Origin of the sequence: Porphyromonas miyakawae, from assembly GCF_045865415.1 — a bacterium.
GTDB classification, from domain to species: domain Bacteria; phylum Bacteroidota; class Bacteroidia; order Bacteroidales; family Porphyromonadaceae; genus Porphyromonas; species Porphyromonas miyakawae.
The window spans coordinates 464,038-487,699 of the sequence record NZ_BAAFSF010000001.1 but is presented as its reverse complement, the minus strand read 5'-3'; the positions used below and the strand labels follow the sequence as shown (position 1 = coordinate 487,699).

Sequence of the window (23,662 nt, the reverse complement as noted above, 5' to 3'; positions counted from 1 at the left end):
GCAATGCTTTCCGAAAGCGAATACAAAGGTAACGCTTATTTTCAAATAAACAATACATAACCCCTATTTGCAATGAAAAAAATTTTTTCCCTATTTTGTTCTCCCCAACATAGGGGTATTTTCCCTAAAGAATTCCTTTTGAAATCATTACGCCAATGACCTGAAGAGCCGCAGGACAAGAATACATAAGGTGGTAAGCATCTACTTCCCAACATGAGGCTCTGCTGTATCGAATTCTCCAAGACACTGAAAAGATCCCTATCTTTCATTCCAAACATCAGAACCTTTCGTTTGAAACATCAGAACCCTTCGTTTGAAACATCAGAACCTTTTTGTTAGGAGAAGTCAAGTGCCACTCAAAGAACTTGGGCAGCGTGTCTATATCTCGCAATATAAAGCTTCGGGCAAATACCTTGATCCGCCCGAAGTGAAGCTATGCAAAATCGTGCATTTGGAGGTAGATAACTATGCAAAATCGTGCATTTTTACCCGAAGGCGTTATGCTCACACCCGGCAAAAAAGGCAATTCACTTACTTAAGACACTGACACTCACGTGCTTTGGTGCATTGACTCCAAAATCATATCTTTGTATAAGTAAATTTGACCATGATAGAAGCCCATGCCCGGTAAGGATATACAGTACCGACCCCTTAAAAACTCGACTGCGTATGCAGCTCCCTTCCCTTTTAAGGGATATCGCATGGGTATGCTACCCTACATAATGCTCTGTCTGCTGTTGCTCTTTGTATCGTGCAGCCGCAAACCCAATGTCTATAGTGACTCAGAGCGTCGTGAGGCAGATAGTATTGTAAACACCGCATACAACATTGATTCTCTTGCCCAACTACAAGAGCAGCTGGAGCGCAAAGGAGATCGGCTGGGAAGTGTGGTGGCACTCAGAGAGTGGGGCAAAGAGCTGCGTAATGAGAGTCGCTTTGAGGAGGCTCTGCGTATTCATAGTGAAGGACTAAGGCAAGCAAAAGCTCTTGGAGATACAATAGAGTGGGTACTGGCTCTTAATAATATTGGTACGGATTACCGTCGTGTAGGGGTTCTGGATGCTGCACAAGAATATCACTATAGCGCTTGGAAGATAAGCGAAGAGTATAGCGATACCACCTCTATGGCCAAGAAAAACCGCGTAATATCATTAAACGGATTGGCTAACGTCTACCTAACGCTGGGTAACTATGAACGCGCAGATAGTGCGCTGCGCATGGCGCTGAGAGGTGAGCAAGAGCTGCAAAGCGATGTAGGACAAGCCATAAACTATGCAAACATAGGCTCTATCTTTGAGCATCGCGGAGAGATCGATTCGGCACGACTTTACTATCAACGCTCAATGGAGTATAACCGTAGAGCCAAAAATAACTTAGGCATATCTTTGTGCCATAGCTACCTTGGGTCACTCTACGAAATAGAGAAACAGTACGACAAGGCCCGACAAGAGTATGAAACAGCCTATAGCATGATGCGGTCTTCCAAAGATGAATGGCACGCATTAACCTCTTTAATTGCATTGGCCGGCATTCACTATGCCACTCACGAGGAGGCTCAGGCCATGACCTATCTTGACCAAGCTGAGGAGATAGCAAAGAGTATCAAATCTCCTGAGCATTTGTCAGAAATCCACATGCTGTATTACGAGATCTATAAACGAAAAGGGGACTGTGGTGCGGCTCTGGCTGCTTATGAAGAGGCTATGGCGCAGCGGGACAACATGATGGATATAGAAAAGGTAAACCGTATCCAAAATACCGGTCTCAACATTGAGCGTAATATACAGGAAGAGCAAATGCAAGCCGCTCAGCGCACACTCGAGAAAGAGCGTATGCAACGCCGTGTGGGCTTTACCATCCTCGGAGGGGGATTCTTCCTGTTAGCCGGTTTTGTGCTCATACTGCTCTATTTGAGTCGCCTAAGACAACGCAACCATCAAGCGCTTCAGAGCATGTCACGTATGAGGGAGACCTTTTTTACAAACATTACGCATGAGTTTCGTACCCCACTTACCCTCATTCTTGGCATGAGCCATGACCTACAGACGAAACAGCACAATTACGCGGAGATAGAGGCCATGGGGCAAGTGATCGAGCGACAGGGGAAGGGATTGCTAACTTTGATAAACCAACTTTTGGATATCTCCAAAATTGAATCCTCTGTGGGTAACCCCGACTGGCGTAACGGAGATATCATTCCCTATATAGCCATGATTGTGGAATCCTATCAGGACTATGCACACAGCCGCCAAATTACCCTGACATACCATTCCGATGGGCAAGTAGTGATGGACTTTGTGCCGGACTATGTGGTCAAGGTGGTCAATAATCTGCTCTCCAACGCACTCAAGTTTACGCCTTCAAACGGATCCATCAAAGTATCCGCACACCGTGTAGAGGAGAATTTGCACATAGAGGTAGCGGACACAGGTATCGGCATGGACAGTGAGACAGTCGCGCATATCTTCGAGCCTTTCTACCAAGGCGCAAAAGAGTCCTATACGCTTGGCTCGGGAGTGGGACTGGCACTGGTCAAACAGATTATGGGCGCAATAGGGGGAAGTGCAATAGTGGAGAGCAAACTCGGTGAAGGAACTGTCTTTCACCTGTCTATTCCTATCCACAACGACTGTCGACAACTACTCTCATCAAAAGAGTCTGTCAATAACCCGACATTGCCGGAGGAGATCGATAGTCTCCATGAGGATAGAGATCAAGATAATCAAGATAATCATGAATACGACTATCGCTTGCTCATCATTGAGGACAATTATGATGTAGCAACCTACATAGGCTCGCAACTATCCGATAAATATGCAGTGACCTATGCAACGAACGGAGCCGATGGCTTAAATATGGCTATTGAAGAGGTGCCTGACATGATTATCACAGACCTGATGATGCCGGGAATGGATGGACTCGAGCTATGCCGTCAAGTACGTAGCAATGAGATTGTTAATCATATACCGATCATTATCATAACGGCCCGAATAACCGAAGAGGACCGCATAGTGGGACTAAAAGCAGGAGCAGATGCATACCTGACCAAACCCTTTAATAGCGATGAACTGCGTACACAAGTAGAAAATCTGCTGGAGAGGAGGCGATTGCTACAGAAGAAGTACACTCAGGCTTGGGAAGGTGAAGAGCTGACAACAGTTTATACCTCACCCGAAGAGAGTCAACTATCACAACAAACCGAGACTACTGAGACTAATACCGATCTTTCAGCAGAAATAGCACTAGATCGCTCAGAAACAGATCTTCAGTTTCTCACGCATGTATCACAGGCTGTCTTTGATTTGCTGGAGAAGAAAGAGGCAGCAACAGTGCTACAGCTTGCTGCTTCTCTCGGCATGAGTACGAGTCAGCTATACCGCAAAATGATTGCTATTGCCGGCTACCCACCGGGCACCCTCATACAGGGTGTCAAAATTCGCAAAGCTATGGAACTATTGAAGTGCGACCATTCGCTAAGCTTTTCAGAGATCTCTACGCTGTGCGGATTTGATACCTATTCAAGCTTCCTAAGAGCCTTTAAGGCCGTCAGCAAAATGACTCCATCAGAATACAAGGAGCAAATAGCACCCGCATCCTAAGGCTACCACTTTACAAACCTGAGACTACTGTTTTTTACCCCCTTGCTATCATAAAACAAAGCTCGTAGAAAAAAATTAACCCGAAGGTTGAGTTTAGGACTCTCCCTTCGGGTATTATTATTTAAACCCCTATAATACTACGTCAGTGACAACTACACATTAGGGAAGCTACCAATAGACGAGTATATCAGCAGTTTATTCCGCCTTTTGCTCTTCAGCAGGTGCCTCAGCCTGAGTTTCTGCTACCGGAGTAGTAGCTTCCTCCTGCTTCTTAGCTCCACCGCGAGAGCGTCGCGTACGGCGTGTTGCCTTCTTTTGTGTAGATGCCTTAGCATCCTTGAGCATATTTTCGTTGAAGTCAACAAGCTCAATAATACACATTTCAGCATTATCACCTAAGCGATAGCCGGTACGCAAAATACGCGTATAACCTCCGGGGCGATTGGCTACTTTCTCACTTACAGGTCCATAAAGTTCCTTTACAGCCTCTTTATTACCTAAATAAGAGAAAACGATACGCCTTGAATGAGTAGTATCATCTTTAGAACGAGTGATGATCGGCTCTACATATACGCGCAAAGCCTTTGCCTTAGCCAAAGTCGTTGAAATACGCTTATGCAAAATCAACGAAGCAGCCATATTACTCAGCATAGCATCGCGGTGAGCCTTGTTGCGTCCTAAATGGTTGAATTTTTTATTATGTCGCATGAGTAGATTTAGTCGTTATCTAAGTTATACTTACTGAGATCCATACCAAATTCCAAACCTAATGATTCAAGGAATTCAGTTAGTTCCTCCAGTGTCTTTTTCCCAAAATTACGGAGTTTAAGCAGTTCGCTCTTATCGTACTTCAAAAGGTCGCCTAATGTATACACATTACCACCGATCAAGCAATTGCGTGCTCTTACCGTGAGGTCGCAGTCACTAATTTCGCCCTTGAGGAGCTGACGAATACGAAGCGTTTCCGCATCTACTTCCTCTTCCTCATCAGACTGGAATTTGCGCACTACTAGACTTTCATCGCTTGCAAAAAGGCTGAAGTGATCAATTAAAATCGCTGCTGCCTGCTGCATAGCTACCTTAGGATCTATCGTACCATCCGATTCAACTTCCATAATAAGCTTCTCGTAGTCGGTCTTCTGCTCTACACGGAAGTTTTCCGTACGGAACATAACCTTACGAATAGGCGTATAAATAGAGTCAATAGGGATAGTATTCAAGGCATCCTCCGGAGTTTTATTGTCCTCCGCAGGGTGATAGCCGCGTCCCTTGTTTATTACAAGATCGATATTGAATGCGGCATTTTTACCCAAATGACAAATCTCTAATTCAGGATTGACCACCTGGAAAGAGGATAACTTATCATTAAGGTCACCTGCCTTAAACACTTCACGACCTGAAACAGAGAGGGATATTTCCTCCGTAACAGCATTTTCAACAATCGGCATGAGTCTAACTTGCTTCAAGTTGAGGATAATATTAGTTACATCCTCAAGCACGCCGGGAATCGTAGCAAACTCATGATCAACCCCTTCTACACGAATGGAAGCAAGCGCATACCCTTCTATCGAAGAGAGCAAAATACGGCGTAAGGCATTGCCAATTGTAATGCCGTATCCCGGCTCTAAGGGACTCAACTCAAAGCGCGCCGTACGCTTGGTTGCACCCTCCAACATAATTAGTTTTTCGGGTTTCTGGAATGCTAATATCGCCATTGTTACTGCTCCTATAGGGTTACTTTGAATACAATTCTACGATCAGTTGTTCCTTGATGTTTTCAGGAATTTCCTCCCTCTGAGGTACATTGAGGAACTTTCCACTCATTGAAGGCGCATCCCATGCAAGCCATGAGTACTTAGCATGATTGAATCCAGCTAGTGAAGCCTGAATAACCTCCATACTCTTATCCTTTGTGCGGACAGCAACAATCTGACCGGGACGGAGCGTATAGGAGGGTATATCTACTACATTGCCATCAACTAAAATATGACGATGTGACACCAACTGACGGGCAGCCGCACGAGAGCGAGCTAAACCCAGTCGATATACGACATTATCTAAACGCGATTCAAGGAGCTGCAATAGCACTTCGCCCGTTACTCCCTTTGAGCGCTGAGCACTCTTAAAGAGATTACGGAACTGACGCTCCAATACACCATACGTATATTTAGCCTTCTGCTTCTCTCCTAACTGAAGGCTATATTCACTTTGTTTACGACGGCGTCCATTGCCGTGCTCGCCGGGTGCATAATTTTTCTTACTAAGCACCTTGTCCGGACCAAATATAGGTTCACCGAACCGACGCGATATCTTTGATTTAGGACCTTTATATCTTGCCATGTTTATTTACTCTTATTTTTCTTGTACCGTATAATTCTCTTAATTGCATCCACCAGTCGTATTTACACCTTAGATCAGCAGTTGAATGCTCCCTTAACCTCATTCATCTATTGGGCAGCCGCAGATCTGATCATTAAGAGAGGGAAAAAAGGCGATCAGATCAACCCGTTAGAAGGGGAGCTATTGATATCCGCTTAGAAGCTAAAGCAATAGGCTGATAGCAAACTTATTCAGAGTTGTCTACACTACAAGCAATACACTATTTCTTACACATGGATTGCAAATGAATCACACTTTACGTCTCTTTGGGGGACGACACCCATTGTGAGGTAACGGAGTTACGTCTACAATCTCAGTAACCTGCAAACCACTTGCGTCTAAGGTACGAATAGCAGACTCACGGCCATTGCCCGGTCCTTTGACAAAGACCTTTACTTTGCGCATACCCAAATCATATGCTACTTTAGCACAATCTTGGACAGCCATCTGAGCCGCATAGGGAGTATTCTTTTTTGAGCTTCTAAAGCCCATCTTACCTGCACTCGACCAACTGATCACTTGACCATCAGTGTTGGTGAGGGCAACAATAATGTTGTTAAAAGAAGAGTGAATATGAGCCTCTCCTTGCGCATCAACGCGCACAACCCGTTTCTTTACTGTAGCCTTCTTAGCCATAAAAAAATATTACTTAGTAGCTTTCTTCTTATTAGCAACCGTCTTCTTCTTTCCCTTACGCGTACGTGCATTGTTCTTTGTACTCTGACCACGAACGGGTAAGCCGGCACGGTGGCGAATGCCGCGATAACAGCCAATATCCATCAATCGCTTGATGTTGAGCTGAGTTTCGCTACGTAAATCGCCTTCGACATGATATTCGGCACTAATGATCTCACGGATCTTAGAGGCTTCTTCATCGGTCCAGTCCGTTACCTTAGCCATTGGGTCTACGCCCGCTTTCGCTAATATGGTAGCGGCACTGCTGCGGCCTATTCCGTAAATATAGGTCAAGGCAATTTCTCCTCTCTTGTTTTGGGGCAAGTCAACGCCCACAATTCTTACAGCCATACTCTATACTTAGTTATACTTTTAAACTGTTCAAGCATCATCCCTGACGCTGCTTAAACTTAGGATTCTTCTTATTAATAATGTACAGACGTCCCTTGCGTCGTACCAACTGGCAATCAGCTGAACGCTTCTTAACCGATGTTCTTACTTTCATATTCGCTTATTTCTTTTGTGCTATTGTTCGCTTTTATATCGATAAGTAATACGTCCCTTTGTAAGGTCGTAAGGGCTCATCTCAACTTTTACTTTATCTCCCGGTAAGATACGTATGTAGTGCAGACGCATCTTGCCGGATATGTGAGCAGTAATCACATGTCCATTCTGTAGCTCTACCTTGAACATAGCATTCGATAGAGCTTCCAGAATGATTCCATCCTGCTCTATAGCAGACTGTTTTGCCATTAAAATTTTTTCTCCTTTACTACTTCCTTTATATAATCGAATGAAGACAAAATACGTGTTTCACCATTGATGAAACCGATGCAATGCTCAAAGTGGGCAGCCGGCTTACCATCCTTGGTGCGTACAGTCCATCCATCCTCCCGATCAAAGATCACATTTTTACTCCCCATATTGACCATAGGTTCAATACAGATACACATTCCATTGCGAAGCATCGCTCCAACTCCTCTGCGTCCGTAATTCGGTACGCCAGGCTCTTCGTGCATGTCACGTCCTATGCCATGCCCTTCCAGCTCACGTACTATTGAGTAACCACGTCGCTCACAATACTCTTGAACTGCGTGAGACACATGCCCCACACGATTGCCTATTACAGCAGCTTTAATACCCTCATAAAGGGACTCAAGTGTCGTTTCAAGGAGCTTTCGCTTTTCAGAGGAAATTTCACCTACAGCAAACGTGTATGCTGAGTCTCCGGTAAAACCATTCAACTTGGTGCCACAGTCCACCGATACGATATCACCTTCCTCTAAATAGCGATCAGCTTTAGGAATACCGTGTACGATTTCGTCATTAATCGAAATACACAAAGAAGCAGGGAATCCACCATAACCCAAGAAGGCAGGATATGCCCCGTTATCCATGATAAAATCATGCGCTACTTTATCTAATGATAATGTAGATACACCGGGCGCGATGTGCTTAGCCACTTCAGCAAGTGTTTTACCCACCAACTGATTAGCTGCATACATCAGCTCCATTTCTTCATCGGTTTTAAGTGTGATCATCTTACAGGTATAAATTCAGTTATACAGATCAATAAGCACTCATCGAGCCAGTTCTACCCTTGATACGTCCACTCTTAAGCAAACCATCATAATGGCGCATTAATAAGTGACTCTCAATCTGCTGAAGAGTATCCAATACCACTCCTACTAAGATAAGCAATGACGTACCCCCAAAGAACTGGGCAAAAGCGCCACTAATACCCAACACCTGGGCAAAAGCCGGCATAATTGCTACCAGTGCAAGGAATATAGCTCCCGGCAAGGTAATACGGTCCATAATAGTATCTAAGTAGTCACGTGTAGGTTTACCCGGTTTAATCCCCGGGATAAAGCCATTGTTACGCTTTAAGTCCTCAGCCATCTGCGTAGGATTGATCGTAATAGCTGTGTAGAAGTAAGTAAATAAGATAATCAGGACAGCGAAGATGATATTATACCACCAACCGGTTGTATCTGTCAATGCCATCATCACTCTACCTTGCTGACCTCCATTAAACATTCCTATTATAGAAACAGGAATAAACATAATAGCCTGAGCAAAGATGATAGGCATCACATTAGCAGCATTCACCTTAAGCGGTATGTACTGCCGTGCACCTCCAAACTGTTTGTTACCGATTACTCGCTTTGCATATTGCACGGGTACGCGACGCGTTCCCTGTACCAATAGGATAGCTCCTGCTGATACAAAGAGCAAGAATACGATCTCAGCCAAGAAAGCAACCAAACCTCCGGCTGAACTAGACACGCGCAAAGTAAACTCAGCAACAAGCGCATGCGGTAAGCGTGCAATGATACCAATCAAGATGATGAAGGAGATACCATTTCCAATACCTTTGTCTGTTATGCGCTCTCCTAACCACAAGACAAACATACTGCCTGCAGCTAGTAGGATTGTTGCATATAAACTGAACCAAAAGCCACCGGGAAATACTCCTCCAGCCTGTCTAAGCTGTACAGAGAGGTTCATAAGGTAAGCAGGTGCCTGAAGAAGTAAAATTAATACAGTTAGATAGCGAGTCCACTGATTAATCTTGCGTCTACCGCTTTCTCCTTCACGCTGCATCTTTTGCATAGAAGGAATAATAATCGCTGCAAGTTGCATAACGATAGATGCAGAAATGTAGGGCATTATTCCCAATGCAAAGATAGAAGCATTGGCAAAAGCACCCCCGGAGAACATATCCAAAAGGGCTAATAACCCTTCACTAGCCTGACTTTGCAGACTAGTCAAGTCATGTGGATTAATACCGGGGATAACCACAAAAGAACCTAAGCGGTAAATAACCACGTAGGCTATGGTGATGAGGATCTTGTGTCTAAGATCCTCTATCTTCCATATATTCTTTACTGTTTCAACGAACCTCATAAGCTCTTAACTCTCTTATGCCGTCACAGCAGAACCTCCTGCTGCTTCGATTAATTCTTTTGCTTTCTTTGAGAAGGCGTCGGCCTCTACCTTAAGCGGACGCTTCAGTTCACCCATAGACAAAATCTTTATTTTATCGTTCTTTGAGGCTAAACCTGCTGCCACGATAGTTGATTTTGTAATAGTGTCCAAATTATTCGCTTCTGCAATTGCTTCCAAGGAAGAAAGATTAATAGGACGGTAATCCACTCTATTAATGTTCTTAAACCCGAACTTAGGGAGCCTACGCTGCAAAGGCATCTGCCCTCCTTCAAAGCCGATCTTCTTTTTGTATCCCGAGCGAGATTTAGCTCCTTTATGTCCACGCGTGGAGGTGCCTCCCAAACCCGATCCGGGTCCGCGACCGATACGTTTACGCTTATGCGTAGAGCCTTCTGCCGGTTTTAGCGTTGATAAATCCATATATCGCTTTACTCTCTAAAATCTAATTAATCAACGACCTCTACGAGGTGGTGAACCTTATTCACCATTCCCCTAATCTGAGGTGTGTCATTGTGCTCTACTACCTGACCGAGACGACGAAGTCCCAGTGCATCGAGCGTTCTCTTTTGTGTTTTAGGGCAGCGAATCCTGCTCTTAACTTGCTTTATCTTTATAGTAGCCATTTGTACGTTTCTCTCGTTATGCTTATCCTCTAAAGACTCTCTCTACAGAGATACCTCTGCTCTTTGCAACTGACAGTGGATCTCGCAGTTCTGCAAGTGCCTGAAAGGTTGCCTTTACCAAGTTGTGGGGATTTGAAGATCCTTGACTTTTAGCCAACACATCCGTTACACCCGCACTCTCCAAGACTGCACGCATAGCACCTCCGGCCACTACACCGGTACCTTGGGAAGCCGGTTTAATTAATATCTTAGCCCCTGCATATGCGCCCTTCTGGTCATGAGGAATTGTTCCGTTGTGTACAACCACACGAATCAAATTCTTCTTAGCAGCTTCTGAAGCCTTAGCAATTGCTGTACTAACTTCGCCTGCCTTACCCAAACCATAGCCAACAACGCCATCCTGGTTACCCACAACAACAATTGCTGAGAAAGTCATTGTACGACCCCCTTTGGTCACTTTAGTTACTCGATTGATCGCAACCAAACGATCGGTAAGCTCTAAATCGTTGGACGAATTTACTCTATTGTATGATACTGCCATAGCGCTATATTAAAAACTTAATCCTGCTTCTCTGGCTGCATCAGCCAACTCTTTTATTCTCCCGTGATAGAGGTATCCATTACGATCGAAGACCACCTGCTTAATGCCGGCTTCTTGAGCTACACGAGCAATTTCTTTACCTACAAGTGCAGCCTGCTCCTTCTTCGTTCCCTTAGCATCAACCTTCAGAGATGAAGCACTGCAAAGAGTACGCTGCTCAACATCATCGATTAGCTGCGCATAGATTTGCTTATTGCTTCTGAACACCGTAAGGCGAGGACGATCTTGTGTACCGCTAATACGGCTGCGCACATTTGCTTTGATGCGTAAACGTCTAAACTGTTTTTGATTCATACTCAACTCTCCTTACTGTTTTACTTAGCTGCAGCTGTCTTTCCACTCTTACGACGGATCTGCTCACCTTCAAACTTAATACCCTTACCCTTATATGGCTCAGGCTTGCGGAAAGAACGAATCTTAGCACACACCTGACCTAACAGTTGCTTATCAGCAGACTCTAACATGATAAGGGGGTTCTTATTACGTTCGCTCTTTGTTTCAACCTTCACGTCATTAGGGAGCATCAAAAAGATCGGGTGCGTATAACCGAGCGAAAGCTCCAAAAGCTGCCCCTTATTAGAAGCACGGAAACCGACACCCACAAGTTCTAACGTCTGCTTAAAGCCTTCACTTACTCCATGAATCATATTGTTGATCAAGGAACGATAAAGACCATGCAAAGCACGTTGTTCACGATCATCATTTGCTCTGGTAAACTTTACCTCACCATCTTCTACTGTACAAGTGATACGATCGTCGATCTTTTGTGTCAGGGTTCCCTTCGGCCCCTTTACCGTGATCACATTATCCTTTTGGGAGATCTCTACCCCCTTAGGGAGTGAAATGGGAAGTTTTCCTATTCTGGACATATTTCTTTCCTCCTAAAAAGATTAATATACATAACAAAGCACTTCACCTCCAACCTTCAACTCGCGCGCTTCCTTATCGGTCATTACACCACGCGATGTGGAGAGAATTGCTATACCTAATCCATTAAGTACACGGGGCATATCTTTGTAACCCACATAACGACGCAGCCCCGGACGGGATACTCGCTTTAGTGCTTTAATGGCGTTTGTTTTCTGCTGTAGGTCGTACTTCAAAGCGACCTTTATCACAGCACGGCAGTCATCGACTTGTTGGAATTGATAATTGAGAATATATCCCTTATCATAGAGAACCTTCGTAATTTCCTGCTTGATTTTCGAGGAAGGAATCTCAACCACTCGATGCCCGGCTCTGATTGCATTGCGCAATCTAGTCAGATAATCTGCTATTGGATCTGTCATTTTATACTGTCGATTTAAATTGATCCGATCATACCTGCTTTGAGTATATCGGACAATATTTAACTCACAATTGCTTAAAAACTCAAAGGACGCTGTATTACCAACTTGCCTTCTTAACTCCGGGGATTAAACCCTTTGAGGCCATTTCCCTAAATTGGATACGGGAAATACCAAACTGGCGCATATAGCCACGAGGACGTCCTGTCATGGAGCAACGATTATGCAAACGCACCGGAGAGGCGTTACGAGGCATCTTTTGCAATTCGCGATATGCTTCTTCATCGCCTTGCTTCTTGAGTGCTTCGCGACGCTCTGCCCAGAGGGCTACCATTTTCTGGCGCTTTACTTCGCGCGCCTTCATTGATTCTTTTGCCATGCTCTATACTCCTTATTTTGCACTATTCTTGAAAGGAAGACCAAAGGCCTTTAATAACTCATAGCCTTCTTCATCAGTTGCGGCTGATGTTACAAAGGTAATATTCATCCCCATAATTTTAGATATGGAATCTATATTAATTTCGGGGAAGATGATTTGCTCTTCGATTCCTAGCGTATAATTACCACGACCATCAAGCTTACTATTAATACCCTTAAAGTCACGGATACGGGGTAAAACTATGCGAATAAGACGCTCAAGGAACTCGTACATCTTATCTTCGCGCAGAGTTACCATCACACCGATGGGCATTTTTTTACGCAGCTTGAAGTTGGATATATCTTTCTTAGAATAGGTAGCTACCGCCTTTTGGCCGGTGATTGCAGTCAGCTCGTTGATGGCCACATCAATAAGCTTCTTATCACCTGTAGCGATACCGATTCCTTGATTCACTACTATTTTGCTTAAGCGAGGCACTTGCATAATACTCTTATAGCCAAAGTGCTTCATCAGCTCGGGAACTATACGCTCGCGGTAGTCTGTTCTCAGATTAGGTTTACTATTGCTCATCACTTAATCTCTTCTCCTGACTTTTTACTATAGCGTACGCTTTTCCCGGATTCATTGAGACAACGTCCGATGCGTACTCCCTTACCTGTTTTAGGATCCACCACATTAAGGTTGGAAATATGGATAGGAGCCTCTTGTTCTATGATTCCCCCTTGCGGAAACTTTGCATTAGGCTTAGTATGCTTTTTACGCATGTTCAATCCCTCTACAATAGCACGCTCTTTATCCGGGATAACTCTCAGGACACGTCCTTGGCGTCCGCGACTCTCGCCGCTGTTTACCATCACCGTATCGCCTTTTTTGATATGTAACTTGCTCATAAGTCTCTTAACTTCTTAAAAACTAATTATCAGAGCACCTCAGGTGCAAGCGATACGACTTTCATATTAACGGCACGTAGCTCACGAGCTACCGGACCGAATATACGGGTTCCTTTCAAATCTCCGGATGCAGTGAGTAGCACACAAGCATTATCGCCGAAACGGATATAGGATCCATCTTGACGACGAACAGCCTTCTTAGTGCGTACGATAAGCGCTTTGCTTACTGCACCTTTCTTGATGTCACCACCGGGGATGACACTTTTGACGGAGACGACAATAACATCACCGATGCCTGCGTATCTGCGTCTTGTACCGCCGAGGACCCTGATGCACAGCACCTCTTTGGCGCCGCTGTTGTCTGCAACAGACAATCTTGATTCTTGCTGTATCATGGTTTACTTGGCTCTTTCCAATATTTCTACTAATCTCCAGCGCTTCATTTTGCTGGTTGGGCGGGTTTCCATAATGCGTACCTTGTCGCCTTCGTTGCACTCGTTCTTTTCATCGTGTGCATAAAACTTCTTGGTACTCTTTACGAATTTACCATAGATGGGGTGTTTTTCCCTACGAAGTATAGACACCGTAATGGTTTTATCCATCTTATTACCGGTAACGATACCGATACGCTCTTTTCTATGATTTCTTTGCTCTTGTTGCACGGCTTATACCTCTTTACTTATTCGTATCTTGATTACTCATCTGACGCTCTGCCAACATCGTTTTTAAACGAGCTATGGTGCGGCGCTTATCGGTCAAAGAACTGGGCTTATCCAGAGGAGAAACAACGTGATTAAGCTTCATTTCCTGATATTCACGCTCTTCTACGCCAATTCGTTCAACGATTTCTTCCGTAGTGAGTTCTTTAATTTCTGCTGCTTTCATCTCTGTTAGCTATTCTGATTTTCAGCATCGTAATCACGACGCACCACAAACTTCGTAGTTACAGGCAACTTCTGTGCTGCCAATCGAAGAGCTTCCTTAGCGATATCAAAGGGAACTCCTTCTACTTCAAACAGCATACGTCCAGGCGTAACAGGCGCAACAAAGCCTTCGGGGTTACCTTTCCCCTTACCCATACGCACTTCGGCAGGTTTCTTAGTGATAGGCTTATCGGGGAATATACGCACCCAAACCTGTCCTTGACGCTGCATATAGCGAGTCACGGCTACACGGGCTGCCTCAATCTGTTGACCGGTAAGCCACTTACTCTGCAGAGCCTTGATACCGAAGGAGCCGAATGCAAGCTGGTTACCACGCTGGGCATTACCCTTCATGCGTCCCTTCTGCTGTCTTCTAAACTTCGTTTTTTTAGGTTGTAACATATATCAATCTCTACAATTATCGGTTATTTCTACGCTGACGATCACCTCCTCTACCGCGACGATCTCCACGACCACGACGATCTCCACGACCACCTTCACGGCGCTGACCTGCAGCCTGACGATATTGTTGGAAATTAGGAGCCAAGTCACGCTTTTCGTATACTTCGCCACGCATGATCCATGTTTTTACACCGATCATACCGACCTTAGTAAGGGCGCCTTCATGTGCATAATCGATGTCAGCACGAAGGGTATGTAACGGAGTACGTCCTTCCTTGAACATCTCGCTACGCGCCATTTCAGCACCATTAAGACGACCGGAAACATGTATCTTAACTCCTTCGGCACCTGCACGCATTACATTACCGACAGCCATCTTAACTGCACGACGGTATGCCATATTGCCCTCAAGCTGACGAGCAACATTAGCAGCGACCAAAGTAGCTTCAAGATCCGGGCGGCGTACTTCATGTATATACACTTGTACTTCTTTGCCTGTCAATCTCTTAAGTTCCTCTTTCAGCTTATCAACTTCCGTACCTCCTTTACCGATAATCATACCGGGTCGAGCAGCACAGATAGTAGCTGTAACAAGCTTAAGCGCTCTCTCAATTACAATACGTGAGATACCTGCCTTGGCATGACGTGCCATAAGATATTCACGAATACGGCTATCTTCCAAAAGAGTGGGACCATAGTTCTTACCTCCAAACCAATTGGAGTCCCAACCTCTTATGTAGCCGAGGCGATTACTGATTGGATTAGTTTTCTGTCCCATTATTTACTTCCTTTTGGATGTTTGGCTTTGAATTGACGTAGAGTGTAACGTGATTACTTCTTTTACGGATACGGTATCCTCTACCTTGGGGAGCCGGTCTCAGTCTCTTAAGCGTACTTCCTTCATCTACAAAAGCACGCGTAATAAAGAGCTCTCCCTCTTCAATACGACGGCTATTAGCAGCCTCCCAGTTAGCTATTGCTGAACGCAGCAATCTCTCTAAACGAACGGCTGCAGCCTTGCGTGAAGAAAAACGCAGTATCCCGAGCGCCCGCGTCACCTCCATGCCGCGTATATTATCCACCACTAAGCGCATTTTACGCGGTGGTGTGGGCACGTTGCGCAGTACAGCATAGCACTCTATCGTACTCGGCTGTGCCTCTGTGGACTTATCATTTATCTTTTCACTCATTGTATTTCAATACTTCTATGGGTTTGTAAGCCTTCCACGGTTATTTTCTATTTCCCGAATGGCCGCGGAAAGTACGGGTCATAGCAAATTCCCCTAACTTATGCCCCACCATGTTTTCGGTAACGTACACAGGGATAAACTTATTACCATTGTGTACAGCTATTGTATGTCCCACAAAATCGGGTGAAATCATAGAAGCGCGCGACCACGTTTTTACAACGCTTTTCTTACCGCTCTCGTTCATTTGGAGTATTTTTTTCTCCAACTTCACACTGATATAGGGACCTTTCTTTAACGAACGACTCATGTTTATCTTCGGCTAATCGGTTACTTCTCGTTTCTTCTCTCGATAATGTACTTAGAAGAATGCTTCTTAGGTCTACGTGTCTTAAGGCCCTTTGCATAAAGTCCCTTACGCGAACGAGGATGTCCTCCTGAAGCACGTCCTTCACCACCACCCATTGGGTGATCTACAGGATTCATTACAACACCACGGTTATGCGGACGACGTCCCAACCAGCGAGAGCGTCCTGCCTTACCGCTGCGCTCCAAAGCATGGTCACTATTACCCACACTACCTACCGTAGCTTTACAAGCTGCCAATATACGACGTGTTTCACCACTTGGCATGCGCAGTACGACATACTTATCCTCACGAGCAACCAATTGAGCAAATGTACCTGCACTACGAGCGAACTTAGCTCCCTGACCGGGGCGAAGCTCAATATTGTGTATCACCGTACCTACAGGTATTGCTGACAAAGGAAGCGAATTTCCTATTTCGGGAGCTGCTTCTGCACCGGAAAGCACCGTTTGGCCTACTTCTAGACCATCAGGAGCAACGATATACGACTTCACTCCATCAGCATAATAGAGGAGTGCAATACGGCTTGAGCGATTGGGGTCGTATTCAATGCTTTTTACAGTTGCAGGGATACCATCACGTGTGCGCTTAAAATCGATGAAGCGGTACTTTTGCTTGTGCCCGCCACCAATATAGCGCATGGTCATCTTTCCGGTGTTATTACGGCCACCAGACTTTTTTCTTCCTACAACAAGGGATTTTTCCGGAACGCTCGCTGTAATCTTGTCGAAAGCGCCGATAATCTTGTGTCTCTGCCCAGGTGATGTGGGCTTGAGTTTTCTAATTCCCATTTTACTAATTATTATATGCTACTGAAGAAGTCAATCACTTGGCCTTTTTGCAAGGTTACGACAGCTTTCTTGTAGGCTGCAGCACGACCACTAACCATTCCATGCCGTGTGTAACGGCTTTTTACAGTGGGGGTTACATTAAGTGTATTGACGTCTACTACTTTTACATTATAAAGTGCTTCAACTGCACGCTTGATCTCAATCTTGTTAGCTCTGGGAGAAACCCGAAAAGCATAACGCTCAGGAGTCTGCTCTGTGATTGCCGTCATCTTTTCAGAGATGATCGGGCTCAGTATAATATCCTTTTCTTTCATTGCTATAGCGTCATTCTCCTAAAGATTACTTTCTGCAAAGCTGGTTTATCTCTTCTACAGCCTCTTCAGTAAGAACTAACTGCTTTGCATCCAAAAGCCTATAAGTATTGATCTTACGTGCCTCTATAAGAGATGTATTCTGTAAGTTGCGAGCAGAGAGAAGTACATTCTCAGGAATTGAAGGCATTACATAAAGAGACTTAACTCCATCTAATCCGAGCTGGTTATTGAGAGCCACGAATTCCTTTGTTTTAGGAGCTTCAAAGTCAAACTTTTCAATAACCTTAATAGCTTCTTGACGCGCCTTGTAGGTCAAAGCAGAGCGACGAGCCAAATCAAGGGTCTTCTTATTTAACTTGAAACTATAACTGCGAGGACGAGGCCCAAAGACACGCGCACCGCCACGTAAAAGTGGTGAGTTAATATCACCGCGACGTGCACCTCCCGTTCCTTTTTGACGGAATAATTTGCGCGTAGAACCGCTCAGTTCACTACGCTCTTTTGTCTTGTGAGTACCACGATGCTGATTAGCTCTGTAGAGACGTACTGCTAAATAAATAGCATGATCATTAGGCTCTATACCGAAAACAGCATCGTCAAGCGTAACTTTACGTCCGGTATCCTCACCCTTTATGTTGTATACTGATAATTCCATATTACATCTCAACAGCTATAATTGAACCTTTAGCACCGGGTACGCTGCCCTTCACTACCAAAAGGTTATGTTCAGGCATTACCTTAATAACCTCTAGGTTTTGAACCGTTACCCGTTCGTTACCGGTTTGACCGGCCATACGCATTCCCTTAAAAACCTTGGCAGGGTATGAACATGCACCGATAGCACCCGGAGCACGCTTACGGTTATGCTGACCGTGAGTAGTCTGACCTACTCCGCCAAATCCGTGACGTTTTACTACTCCTTGGTATCCTTTACCCTTAGAAGTACCTATTACATCTACGTAATGTGCATTTTCGAAGATATCTACAGAGATCGTATCCCCTGCGTTATAGGAACCTTCGAATCCTTTGAACTCGGCCAAGTGCCGCTTGGGTGAAACCCCGGCTTTACTAAAGTGACCTAACTGAGGCTTTGCCACATGCTTTTCTTTAGCATCTTCAAAGCCTAATTGGAGGGCATCGTACCCATCCTTATCACTTGTTTTCACCTGAGTAACCACACAAGGGCCTAATTCGATAACAGTGCATGGAAGACTAATTCCCTCGGCACTGAATACGGAAGTCATTCCGATTTTCTTTCCTAATAATCCCGGCATTTCCTTGTATTATACTTATTACTTGGTTTTCTATTCTACCGTAGTTTGTCGCTTACTACAGCTTAATGTTGACATCAACACCGCTAGAGAGCTCTAACTTAGTTAAAGCATCAATCGTCTGACGCGATGCGTTATGGATGTCAATCAAACGCTTATAAGATGAAAGCTCGAACTGCTCACGCGACTTTTTATTAACGAACGTACTTCTATTAACTGTAAAGATACGCTTTTGCGTAGGTAGAGGTATCGGCCCACATACTAATGCACCGGTAGCCTTTACAGCCTTCACAATCTTTTCTGCAGAATTGTCCAAGAGCGTGTGATCGTAGCTTTTCAGCTTGATTCTAATTTTCTGACTCATTGCTATTTGTCTTGCACTTATTTACTACTTTACCAAATCTACGCGTCCGTTAACCTCTTCAAGTACCTGCTTGGCAATCGATGAGGATACCTCTGCATAATGCGAGAAACTCATGGTGCTTGTGGCACGACCACTCGTAATAGTACGCAAAGCCGTCACATAACCAAACATCTCGCTAAGAGGAGCTTCAGCCTTCACGATACGTGCACCGGTACGGCTTGTCTCCATTCCTTGAATCTGACCTCTACGCTTATTCAAGTCACCAATCACATCACCCATACTTTCTTCGGGTGTTACAACTTCGATTTTCATGATCGGCTCCAACAGCACGGGACCAGCCTGTGCGGATGCATTTTTAAATGCCTGCATAGCAGCCACCTCGAAGGATAACTGGTCAGAGTCCACAGGATGGTAGCTACCATCAAGGAGGGTCACCTTGAGTTTATCAAGGGGATAACCTGCCAATACCCCATTCTTCATGGCTTTTTCAAAACCCTTCTGCACAGAGGGAATATATTCCTTAGGCACATTACCTCCCTTTACCTGATCGATAAACTGCATAGTGCCATCAAAATCTTCGTCTGCCGGTTCAATACGCACAATGATATCAGCGAATTTACCACGACCACCCGTCTGCTTCTTGTATACTTCACGAAGCTCAACCGGCTTGGTAATGGCCTCCTTGTAAGAAACCTGAGGACGACCTTGATTACATTCTACCTTAAACTCACGCTTCAGACGGTCAATAATGATTTCCAAGTGAAGTTCGCCCATACCGCTGATTACGGTTTGACCGGTTTCTTCATTGGTTGCCACGCGGAATGTGGGGTCTTCTTCAGCAAGTTTGGACAATCCGACATCCAATTTATCCAAGTCCTTTTGCGTTTTGGGTTCTACCGCAATACCGATCACGGGATCGGGGAAGTCGATAGATTCCAACGTAATAGGTGCATTTTCGTCACAGATGGTATCACCGGTGCGAATATCTTTGAAGCCTACGCCGGCACCTATATCGCCACAGCCAATCACCTCCATAGGATTCTGGTGATTAGAGTGCATTTGGAAGAGTCGGCTAATACGTTCCTTCTTACCGGTACGTGTATTCAAAATATAGCTACCGGCTTCAAGCTTTCCTGAATAGACGCGGAAAAAGCAGAGTCGTCCCACATAAGGGTCAGTAGCGATTTTAAAGGCAAGTGCACAAAGGGGCTCATCGGGAGAAACCTTACGTACTTGCTTATTTGACTCATCACCGGGAAGCGAACCTACAATCTCATCTGTATCTACCGGACTTGGCAAATATGCACATACAGCATCTAGCAAAGTCTGGACTCCCTTATTCTTGAAAGAAGAACCACAAGTCATCGGGAAAATATGCATAGAAAGCGTTCCCTTACGGATAGCTCTACGTATTTCTTCTTCTGTGAGTGAAGAGGGATCATCGAAGTACTTTTCCATTACTTCATCATCGCACTCTGCCACAGCTTCCAACATTTTATCACGCCATTCTTCAGCTTCAGCACGCAGGTCACTCGGGATTTCTTCTACCTCATAGTGAGCTCCCATGTCCTCTGTGTGCCACAAAATAGCCTTCATGGTAACCAGGTCAACCACCCCCTTGAAATTTTCTTCAGCACCGATAGGTATCTGAATAGGGCATGGATTAGCGCCCAGCACCTCTTTCATCTGGCGATAGACTTCAAAGAAGTTAGCCCCGCTACGGTCCATTTTATTGACGTAAGCAAGGCGGGGTACATGATATTTGTCAGCCTGACGCCACACAGTCTCGCTCTGCGGCTCTACTCCACCGACAGCACAGAAAGCTGCAACAGCACCGTCAAGAATACGCAACGAACGCTCTACTTCTACGGTAAAGTCTACGTGCCCCGGAGTGTCAATCAGGTTTATTTTGTACTTCTTATCGTTATACTTCCAAAATGCAGTAGTAGCTGCACTGGTAATTGTAATACCACGTTCTTGCTCCTGAGCCATCCAGTCCATAGTAGCGGCTCCGTCATGGACCTCACCTATTTTATGGGTTAATCCCGTATAAAAGAGGATACGTTCACTCGTGGTCGTCTTACCGGCATCGATGTGCGCCATGATACCGATATTTCTCGTCAAACTAAGATTTGAGTTTTCAGACATTATAGTTTAGGTTCTTTGGTTAAAAACGGAAGTGGGCAAAGGCTCGGTTAGCTTCAGCCATACGATGCATGTCTTCCTTTCTTTTAAAAGCACCGCCTTGGTTATTATAAGCATCAACTATTTCGGCAGCTAATTTATCTGCCATTGTCTTTCCGCCACGCTTGCGGGCAAACAAGATAAGGTTCTTCATAGAAACCGACTCTTTACGTTCCGGACGTATCTCAGTCGGCACCTGGAATGTAGCACCACCGATTCGACGTGACTTAACTTCCACTTGTGGGGTAATATTATCTAATGCGGCTTTCCAGATTTCCAATGGGGTCTTTTCAGCCTCGCCCATCTTTGTCTTTACAATCTCCAAAGCATTATAGAAGATGGAGAAAGCGATGTTTTTCTTACCATCATACATCAAGTGATTGACAAACTTTGTCACCTGACGATCTCCATATATCGGGTCAGGAAGAATCTGACGCTTCTTAGGTGTGGATTTTCTCATTACTGCTTTTTATTTGCGTTCGAATTCTAATTGGCTGCTGTAGCTTTTCCTTTCGGAAACCGGCCCTCTCTTCATCAGAAAGAGACCTAAACATCTATCGGCGAGAGGATCTCTCAAATCTCTAGGGGATTCCACCCTATTTTTATACCGACTTTGTTGCTACTCGCTTCAACGCTCCCTCTGGAACATTTACTCAACTCTTTTATTTTGGTGAGTCTATCCAATTCGAAACCGAAACCGGTTTATTTTTTCTTATCTCACTCATTTGGGTTTATTGCTTCTACCATCTCCAGCGGCATCTGATGCGCAACCCAAACTCCTGTTACTGATACTTTTTCTATATTCGTTTGCGATTAGAAGGAATAATTTAGTACAAAAGGAAACTTTGTATTACTTCTTAGCAGCTTCCTTAGGACGCTTAGCTCCGTATTTACTGCGACGTTGCAAACGACCACTTACACCGGCTGTATCCAACGTGCCACGAACTATATGATAACGTACTCCCGGTAAATCCTTCACACGTCCTCCACGTACTAAGACAATACTGTGCTCTTGTAAATTATGACCTTCTCCCGGTATATAAGCATTCACTTCTTTACCATTGGTCAAACGTACACGAGCAACCTTACGGAGAGCCGAATTAGGCTTCTTCGGGGTTGTGGTATATACACGCACGCACACACCGCGACGCTGCGGACAGCTATTCAGTGCCGGACTCTTACCTTTTTCAGTAAAGGATTCTCTTCCCTTTCTTACTAACTGCTGTATTGTAGGCATTATATTTCTTACCTTACTTCTTTAAAAATTTTCTTCTGTCTTTATTCAACCTTCTAACACTCTGCTGCACACTCTCAATCGCGATAAAAGCATCATTGAATTCAATGCAGCACGGCAAAGGTACAAATAAATTCCGAAATAGACTCTACTATGAGTAAATAAAGTTCAAACTACGTCAGTCTACTTGTAGAAATACAAATCGTACTGACAAAAAAAGAACCCGACTTGGGCTCTTAGAAGAAAGAATATAAAGGGCACGGAATTATCGCAAATATCAGTTGTCCCGCAAGGACTCGAACCTTGTCAAACAGAACCAAAACCTGTTGTGCTACCATTACACCACGGGACAATCGTACTTTACTTTCCCTAAACACAGCACGGCAAAGATTAATATTGCAATTGTGCTTAGCGGCAAGAGTTGTCTCGCAAGGATTCGAACCTTGACAAACAGGACCAGAATCTGTTGTGCTACCATTACACCACGAGACAATAACATCAGAGAGGTGGAGCCGGAGGGAATTGAACCCTCGTCCAAACGCGGAATGAGCAAGCTTTCTACATGCTTATCTTATCTTTACTTTGTCGGCCATGCACATAGTTCAAGCCTCTATATAGGCATGGCTTATCTCCGGTAATACTCCATAATGCTACGGGAGCATCTCACATGGGAGACTCCGATATTAGTGCGCCACCTAATTCGATTCACTTCGGAATAAGAGTTTCGGGTGACGTCTCGTCCACTTCTATCGTAAGCGGATAAAGCCGTAACTTACTGTACTTCGGTTAGGCAGCGAGAGCGTAATTATTTTCGCCAACTAAAATCTTTATGATACACTGAGATTAACGTGCTAGCAATATCCACGCACGGCATGCTTACCTGTCCCTTCGTCACGCTGTCAAAGCCAAGTCGACCCCTCAGCGCAGGATATTAGTAACAATTAGGGGATTAAACACGCCTCCTTGTTACCTCTATCAGGCGACTCACCGGGCTTGATCGCTCATCTCCCCCATAGAGTGGTGCAAAGGTAGATAATTATTTTCATATATCCACAAACATCTTATCATCTATATGGCTATTTCACCCCTTATTCTAATTGTACAGCCCTACCCTATCGCTCTCCTATTTTCAAGTAAGCAACAAGGGCTATTCCACGGAAAGTTCAACAAAGGCACAGCAGCTCACATAAGAAAGTGCATCATCCGGAGTAATCTACTATGCGCGACAAAGTCTGAAGCTG

General features: G+C 44.7%; 34 protein-coding genes, 2 tRNA genes and 1 other RNA gene. 1 reads left to right on the top strand and 36 read right to left on the bottom strand.

The annotated features are described in order from the left end of the window. The first annotated feature begins 620 nt into the window (after window positions 1-620). Entirely contained in the window at window positions 621-3,599 is a 2,979-nt protein-coding gene (locus ACLWMH_RS01915) for a hybrid sensor histidine kinase/response regulator transcription factor (protein ID WP_411915069.1), read from the top strand. A gap of 195 nt (window positions 3,600-3,794) precedes the next feature. On the opposite strand, the gene rplQ is transcribed toward ACLWMH_RS01915, so the two are convergent. The 36 genes from rplQ to ssrA all read right to left on the bottom strand — a co-directional run bounded on the left by rplQ (window position 3,795) and on the right by ssrA (window position 23,339). Further along, window positions 3,795-4,307: a 50S ribosomal protein L17 gene (rplQ, locus tag ACLWMH_RS01910; RefSeq protein ID WP_411915068.1), complete on the bottom strand. Its 513-nt coding sequence runs from the start codon at window positions 4,305-4,307 to the stop codon at window positions 3,795-3,797. An 8-nt stretch (window positions 4,308-4,315) separates the two neighbouring features. Continuing rightward, entirely contained in the window at window positions 4,316-5,314 is a 999-nt protein-coding gene (locus ACLWMH_RS01905) for a DNA-directed RNA polymerase subunit alpha (RefSeq protein WP_411915067.1), read from the bottom strand. Window positions 5,315-5,333: 19 nt separating this feature from the next. Beyond that, window positions 5,334-5,939, bottom strand: coding sequence for a 30S ribosomal protein S4 (rpsD, locus tag ACLWMH_RS01900; RefSeq protein WP_411915066.1), 606 nt, complete (start codon window positions 5,937-5,939; stop codon window positions 5,334-5,336). 288 nt (window positions 5,940-6,227) lie between these two features. Further along, window positions 6,228-6,614, bottom strand: a complete 387-nt coding sequence (gene rpsK, locus ACLWMH_RS01895; RefSeq protein WP_411915065.1) for a 30S ribosomal protein S11 — start codon at window positions 6,612-6,614, stop codon at window positions 6,228-6,230. Between the two features lie 9 nt (window positions 6,615-6,623). Further along, window positions 6,624-7,004 carry a 30S ribosomal protein S13 gene (gene rpsM, locus ACLWMH_RS01890; protein ID WP_411915064.1) on the bottom strand — a complete coding sequence of 127 codons (381 nt, stop codon included), beginning with the start codon at window positions 7,002-7,004 and terminating at the stop codon, window positions 6,624-6,626. A gap of 37 nt (window positions 7,005-7,041) precedes the next feature. Further along, a complete protein-coding gene (ykgO, locus tag ACLWMH_RS01885; RefSeq protein ID WP_411915063.1) occupies window positions 7,042-7,158 on the bottom strand; it encodes a type B 50S ribosomal protein L36 in 117 nt (38 codons plus the stop codon). A 20-nt stretch (window positions 7,159-7,178) separates the two neighbouring features. After that, complete coding sequence (gene infA, locus ACLWMH_RS01880) at window positions 7,179-7,406, bottom strand: translation initiation factor IF-1 (RefSeq protein ID WP_411915062.1); 228 nt, start codon at window positions 7,404-7,406, stop codon at window positions 7,179-7,181. Next, entirely contained in the window at window positions 7,406-8,194 is a 789-nt protein-coding gene (gene map / locus ACLWMH_RS01875; protein WP_411915061.1) for a type I methionyl aminopeptidase, read from the bottom strand. The genes infA and map overlap by 1 nt, the downstream gene beginning before the upstream one ends. A gap of 28 nt (window positions 8,195-8,222) precedes the next feature. Beyond that, complete coding sequence (secY, locus tag ACLWMH_RS01870; protein WP_411915060.1) at window positions 8,223-9,563, bottom strand: preprotein translocase subunit SecY; 1,341 nt, start codon at window positions 9,561-9,563, stop codon at window positions 8,223-8,225. Between the two features lie 15 nt (window positions 9,564-9,578). Beyond that, a complete protein-coding gene (gene rplO, locus ACLWMH_RS01865; protein WP_411915059.1) occupies window positions 9,579-10,025 on the bottom strand; it encodes a 50S ribosomal protein L15 in 447 nt (148 codons plus the stop codon). Between the two features lie 26 nt (window positions 10,026-10,051). Then, the gene (gene rpmD / locus ACLWMH_RS01860; protein WP_411915058.1) at window positions 10,052-10,228 is read right to left on the bottom strand and encodes a 50S ribosomal protein L30; all 177 of its coding nucleotides are present in this window, start codon (window positions 10,226-10,228) and stop codon (window positions 10,052-10,054) included. A gap of 22 nt (window positions 10,229-10,250) precedes the next feature. Continuing rightward, window positions 10,251-10,769 carry a 30S ribosomal protein S5 gene (gene rpsE / locus ACLWMH_RS01855; protein ID WP_411915057.1) on the bottom strand — a complete coding sequence of 173 codons (519 nt, stop codon included), beginning with the start codon at window positions 10,767-10,769 and terminating at the stop codon, window positions 10,251-10,253. 9 nt (window positions 10,770-10,778) lie between these two features. Next, the gene (gene rplR, locus ACLWMH_RS01850) at window positions 10,779-11,123 is read right to left on the bottom strand and encodes a 50S ribosomal protein L18 (RefSeq protein WP_411915056.1); all 345 of its coding nucleotides are present in this window, start codon (window positions 11,121-11,123) and stop codon (window positions 10,779-10,781) included. 20 nt (window positions 11,124-11,143) lie between these two features. Next, window positions 11,144-11,698 (bottom strand): 50S ribosomal protein L6, encoded by a 555-nt coding sequence (gene rplF, locus ACLWMH_RS01845; protein WP_411915055.1) that lies wholly within the window; start codon window positions 11,696-11,698, stop codon window positions 11,144-11,146. 21 nt (window positions 11,699-11,719) lie between these two features. Further along, a complete protein-coding gene (gene rpsH / locus ACLWMH_RS01840; protein ID WP_411915054.1) occupies window positions 11,720-12,118 on the bottom strand; it encodes a 30S ribosomal protein S8 in 399 nt (132 codons plus the stop codon). A 97-nt stretch (window positions 12,119-12,215) separates the two neighbouring features. Next, window positions 12,216-12,494, bottom strand: coding sequence for a 30S ribosomal protein S14 (gene rpsN, locus ACLWMH_RS01835; RefSeq protein ID WP_411915053.1), 279 nt, complete (start codon window positions 12,492-12,494; stop codon window positions 12,216-12,218). Window positions 12,495-12,506: 12 nt separating this feature from the next. Continuing rightward, on the bottom strand, window positions 12,507-13,064 hold the full coding sequence (rplE, locus tag ACLWMH_RS01830; protein ID WP_411915052.1) for a 50S ribosomal protein L5: 558 nt from the start codon (window positions 13,062-13,064) through the stop codon (window positions 12,507-12,509). Further along, complete coding sequence (gene rplX / locus ACLWMH_RS01825; protein WP_411915051.1) at window positions 13,064-13,384, bottom strand: 50S ribosomal protein L24; 321 nt, start codon at window positions 13,382-13,384, stop codon at window positions 13,064-13,066. The genes rplE and rplX overlap by 1 nt, the downstream gene beginning before the upstream one ends. A 29-nt stretch (window positions 13,385-13,413) precedes the next feature. Further along, on the bottom strand, window positions 13,414-13,779 hold the full coding sequence (rplN, locus tag ACLWMH_RS01820; RefSeq protein ID WP_411915050.1) for a 50S ribosomal protein L14: 366 nt from the start codon (window positions 13,777-13,779) through the stop codon (window positions 13,414-13,416). Window positions 13,780-13,782: 3 nt separating this feature from the next. After that, window positions 13,783-14,046, bottom strand: a complete 264-nt coding sequence (rpsQ, locus tag ACLWMH_RS01815) for a 30S ribosomal protein S17 (RefSeq protein WP_411915049.1) — start codon at window positions 14,044-14,046, stop codon at window positions 13,783-13,785. 13 nt (window positions 14,047-14,059) lie between these two features. Beyond that, window positions 14,060-14,269, bottom strand: coding sequence for a 50S ribosomal protein L29 (gene rpmC / locus ACLWMH_RS01810; RefSeq protein WP_411915048.1), 210 nt, complete (start codon window positions 14,267-14,269; stop codon window positions 14,060-14,062). 5 nt (window positions 14,270-14,274) lie between these two features. Beyond that, window positions 14,275-14,709, bottom strand: coding sequence for a 50S ribosomal protein L16 (gene rplP / locus ACLWMH_RS01805; RefSeq protein WP_411915047.1), 435 nt, complete (start codon window positions 14,707-14,709; stop codon window positions 14,275-14,277). A gap of 16 nt (window positions 14,710-14,725) precedes the next feature. Beyond that, window positions 14,726-15,487: a 30S ribosomal protein S3 gene (gene rpsC, locus ACLWMH_RS01800; protein ID WP_411915046.1), complete on the bottom strand. Its 762-nt coding sequence runs from the start codon at window positions 15,485-15,487 to the stop codon at window positions 14,726-14,728. Further along, entirely contained in the window at window positions 15,471-15,899 is a 429-nt protein-coding gene (rplV, locus tag ACLWMH_RS01795; RefSeq protein ID WP_411915045.1) for a 50S ribosomal protein L22, read from the bottom strand. The genes rpsC and rplV overlap by 17 nt, the downstream gene beginning before the upstream one ends. Window positions 15,900-15,939: 40 nt before the next feature. After that, complete coding sequence (rpsS, locus tag ACLWMH_RS01790) at window positions 15,940-16,206, bottom strand: 30S ribosomal protein S19 (RefSeq protein WP_411915044.1); 267 nt, start codon at window positions 16,204-16,206, stop codon at window positions 15,940-15,942. Between the two features lie 20 nt (window positions 16,207-16,226). After that, complete coding sequence (gene rplB / locus ACLWMH_RS01785; RefSeq protein WP_411915043.1) at window positions 16,227-17,054, bottom strand: 50S ribosomal protein L2; 828 nt, start codon at window positions 17,052-17,054, stop codon at window positions 16,227-16,229. Between the two features lie 11 nt (window positions 17,055-17,065). Beyond that, complete coding sequence (rplW, locus tag ACLWMH_RS01780) at window positions 17,066-17,368, bottom strand: 50S ribosomal protein L23 (protein ID WP_411915042.1); 303 nt, start codon at window positions 17,366-17,368, stop codon at window positions 17,066-17,068. A 25-nt stretch (window positions 17,369-17,393) separates the two neighbouring features. Further along, window positions 17,394-18,023, bottom strand: coding sequence for a 50S ribosomal protein L4 (gene rplD / locus ACLWMH_RS01775; protein ID WP_411915041.1), 630 nt, complete (start codon window positions 18,021-18,023; stop codon window positions 17,394-17,396). Window position 18,024: 1 nt separating this feature from the next. Further along, on the bottom strand, window positions 18,025-18,642 hold the full coding sequence (gene rplC / locus ACLWMH_RS01770) for a 50S ribosomal protein L3 (protein WP_411915040.1): 618 nt from the start codon (window positions 18,640-18,642) through the stop codon (window positions 18,025-18,027). Between the two features lie 55 nt (window positions 18,643-18,697). Next, window positions 18,698-19,003 (bottom strand): 30S ribosomal protein S10, encoded by a 306-nt coding sequence (gene rpsJ, locus ACLWMH_RS01765; RefSeq protein WP_411915039.1) that lies wholly within the window; start codon window positions 19,001-19,003, stop codon window positions 18,698-18,700. Window positions 19,004-19,027: 24 nt separating this feature from the next. After that, complete coding sequence (gene fusA / locus ACLWMH_RS01760) at window positions 19,028-21,151, bottom strand: elongation factor G (protein ID WP_411915038.1); 2,124 nt, start codon at window positions 21,149-21,151, stop codon at window positions 19,028-19,030. A 19-nt stretch (window positions 21,152-21,170) separates the two neighbouring features. After that, window positions 21,171-21,647 (bottom strand): 30S ribosomal protein S7, encoded by a 477-nt coding sequence (gene rpsG, locus ACLWMH_RS01755; RefSeq protein WP_411915037.1) that lies wholly within the window; start codon window positions 21,645-21,647, stop codon window positions 21,171-21,173. 390 nt (window positions 21,648-22,037) lie between these two features. Then, complete coding sequence (gene rpsL, locus ACLWMH_RS01750) at window positions 22,038-22,424, bottom strand: 30S ribosomal protein S12 (protein ID WP_411915036.1); 387 nt, start codon at window positions 22,422-22,424, stop codon at window positions 22,038-22,040. A 278-nt stretch (window positions 22,425-22,702) separates the two neighbouring features. Beyond that, window positions 22,703-22,773 (bottom strand) — tRNA-Gln (locus ACLWMH_RS01745). 69 nt (window positions 22,774-22,842) lie between these two features. Next, window positions 22,843-22,913, bottom strand: a tRNA-Gln gene (locus ACLWMH_RS01740). 12 nt (window positions 22,914-22,925) lie between these two features. Next, window positions 22,926-23,339: a transfer-messenger RNA gene (ssrA, locus tag ACLWMH_RS01735) on the bottom strand. Window positions 23,340-23,662: the final 323 nt, after the last annotated feature.

Coding starts and splice junctions, on each gene's coding strand:
- rplQ (WP_411915068.1), bottom strand. CDS start 4,307: ATGCGACATAATAAAAAATTCAACCATTTAGGACGCAACAAGGCTCAC.
- rplN (WP_411915050.1), bottom strand. CDS start 13,779: ATGATACAGCAAGAATCAAGATTGTCTGTTGCAGACAACAGCGGCGCC.
- rplP (WP_411915047.1), bottom strand. CDS start 14,709: ATGTTACAACCTAAAAAAACGAAGTTTAGAAGACAGCAGAAGGGACGC.
- fusA (WP_411915038.1), bottom strand. CDS start 21,151: ATGTCTGAAAACTCAAATCTTAGTTTGACGAGAAATATCGGTATCATG.
- rpsE (WP_411915057.1), bottom strand. CDS start 10,769: ATGGCAGTATCATACAATAGAGTAAATTCGTCCAACGATTTAGAGCTT.
- rplE (WP_411915052.1), bottom strand. CDS start 13,064: ATGAGCAATAGTAAACCTAATCTGAGAACAGACTACCGCGAGCGTATA.
- rpsD (WP_411915066.1), bottom strand. CDS start 5,939: ATGGCAAGATATAAAGGTCCTAAATCAAAGATATCGCGTCGGTTCGGT.
- rpsK (WP_411915065.1), bottom strand. CDS start 6,614: ATGGCTAAGAAGGCTACAGTAAAGAAACGGGTTGTGCGCGTTGATGCG.
- rplR (WP_411915056.1), bottom strand. CDS start 11,123: ATGAATCAAAAACAGTTTAGACGTTTACGCATCAAAGCAAATGTGCGC.
- rplC (WP_411915040.1), bottom strand. CDS start 18,642: ATGCCGGGATTATTAGGAAAGAAAATCGGAATGACTTCCGTATTCAGT.
- rplB (WP_411915043.1), bottom strand. CDS start 17,054: ATGGGAATTAGAAAACTCAAGCCCACATCACCTGGGCAGAGACACAAG.
- rpsS (WP_411915044.1), bottom strand. CDS start 16,206: ATGAGTCGTTCGTTAAAGAAAGGTCCCTATATCAGTGTGAAGTTGGAG.
- ACLWMH_RS01915 (WP_411915069.1), top strand. CDS start 621: ATGCCCGGTAAGGATATACAGTACCGACCCCTTAAAAACTCGACTGCG.
- rplF (WP_411915055.1), bottom strand. CDS start 11,698: ATGTCCAGAATAGGAAAACTTCCCATTTCACTCCCTAAGGGGGTAGAG.
- secY (WP_411915060.1), bottom strand. CDS start 9,563: ATGAGGTTCGTTGAAACAGTAAAGAATATATGGAAGATAGAGGATCTT.
- rplD (WP_411915041.1), bottom strand. CDS start 18,023: ATGGAATTATCAGTATACAACATAAAGGGTGAGGATACCGGACGTAAA.
- rpsC (WP_411915046.1), bottom strand. CDS start 15,487: ATGGGACAGAAAACTAATCCAATCAGTAATCGCCTCGGCTACATAAGA.
- ykgO (WP_411915063.1), bottom strand. CDS start 7,158: ATGAAAGTAAGAACATCGGTTAAGAAGCGTTCAGCTGATTGCCAGTTG.
- rpsJ (WP_411915039.1), bottom strand. CDS start 19,003: ATGAGTCAGAAAATTAGAATCAAGCTGAAAAGCTACGATCACACGCTC.
- rpsH (WP_411915054.1), bottom strand. CDS start 12,118: ATGACAGATCCAATAGCAGATTATCTGACTAGATTGCGCAATGCAATC.
- rpsN (WP_411915053.1), bottom strand. CDS start 12,494: ATGGCAAAAGAATCAATGAAGGCGCGCGAAGTAAAGCGCCAGAAAATG.
- rpsL (WP_411915036.1), bottom strand. CDS start 22,424: ATGCCTACAATACAGCAGTTAGTAAGAAAGGGAAGAGAATCCTTTACT.
- rpmC (WP_411915048.1), bottom strand. CDS start 14,269: ATGAAAGCAGCAGAAATTAAAGAACTCACTACGGAAGAAATCGTTGAA.
- infA (WP_411915062.1), bottom strand. CDS start 7,406: ATGGCAAAACAGTCTGCTATAGAGCAGGATGGAATCATTCTGGAAGCT.
- ACLWMH_RS01905 (WP_411915067.1), bottom strand. CDS start 5,314: ATGGCGATATTAGCATTCCAGAAACCCGAAAAACTAATTATGTTGGAG.
- rplV (WP_411915045.1), bottom strand. CDS start 15,899: ATGAGTGAAAAGATAAATGATAAGTCCACAGAGGCACAGCCGAGTACG.
- rpmD (WP_411915058.1), bottom strand. CDS start 10,228: ATGGCTACTATAAAGATAAAGCAAGTTAAGAGCAGGATTCGCTGCCCT.
- map (WP_411915061.1), bottom strand. CDS start 8,194: ATGATCACACTTAAAACCGATGAAGAAATGGAGCTGATGTATGCAGCT.
- rplW (WP_411915042.1), bottom strand. CDS start 17,368: ATGAAAGAAAAGGATATTATACTGAGCCCGATCATCTCTGAAAAGATG.
- rpsM (WP_411915064.1), bottom strand. CDS start 7,004: ATGGCTGTAAGAATTGTGGGCGTTGACTTGCCCCAAAACAAGAGAGGA.
- rplO (WP_411915059.1), bottom strand. CDS start 10,025: ATGGATTTATCAACGCTAAAACCGGCAGAAGGCTCTACGCATAAGCGT.
- rplX (WP_411915051.1), bottom strand. CDS start 13,384: ATGAGCAAGTTACATATCAAAAAAGGCGATACGGTGATGGTAAACAGC.
- rpsG (WP_411915037.1), bottom strand. CDS start 21,647: ATGAGAAAATCCACACCTAAGAAGCGTCAGATTCTTCCTGACCCGATA.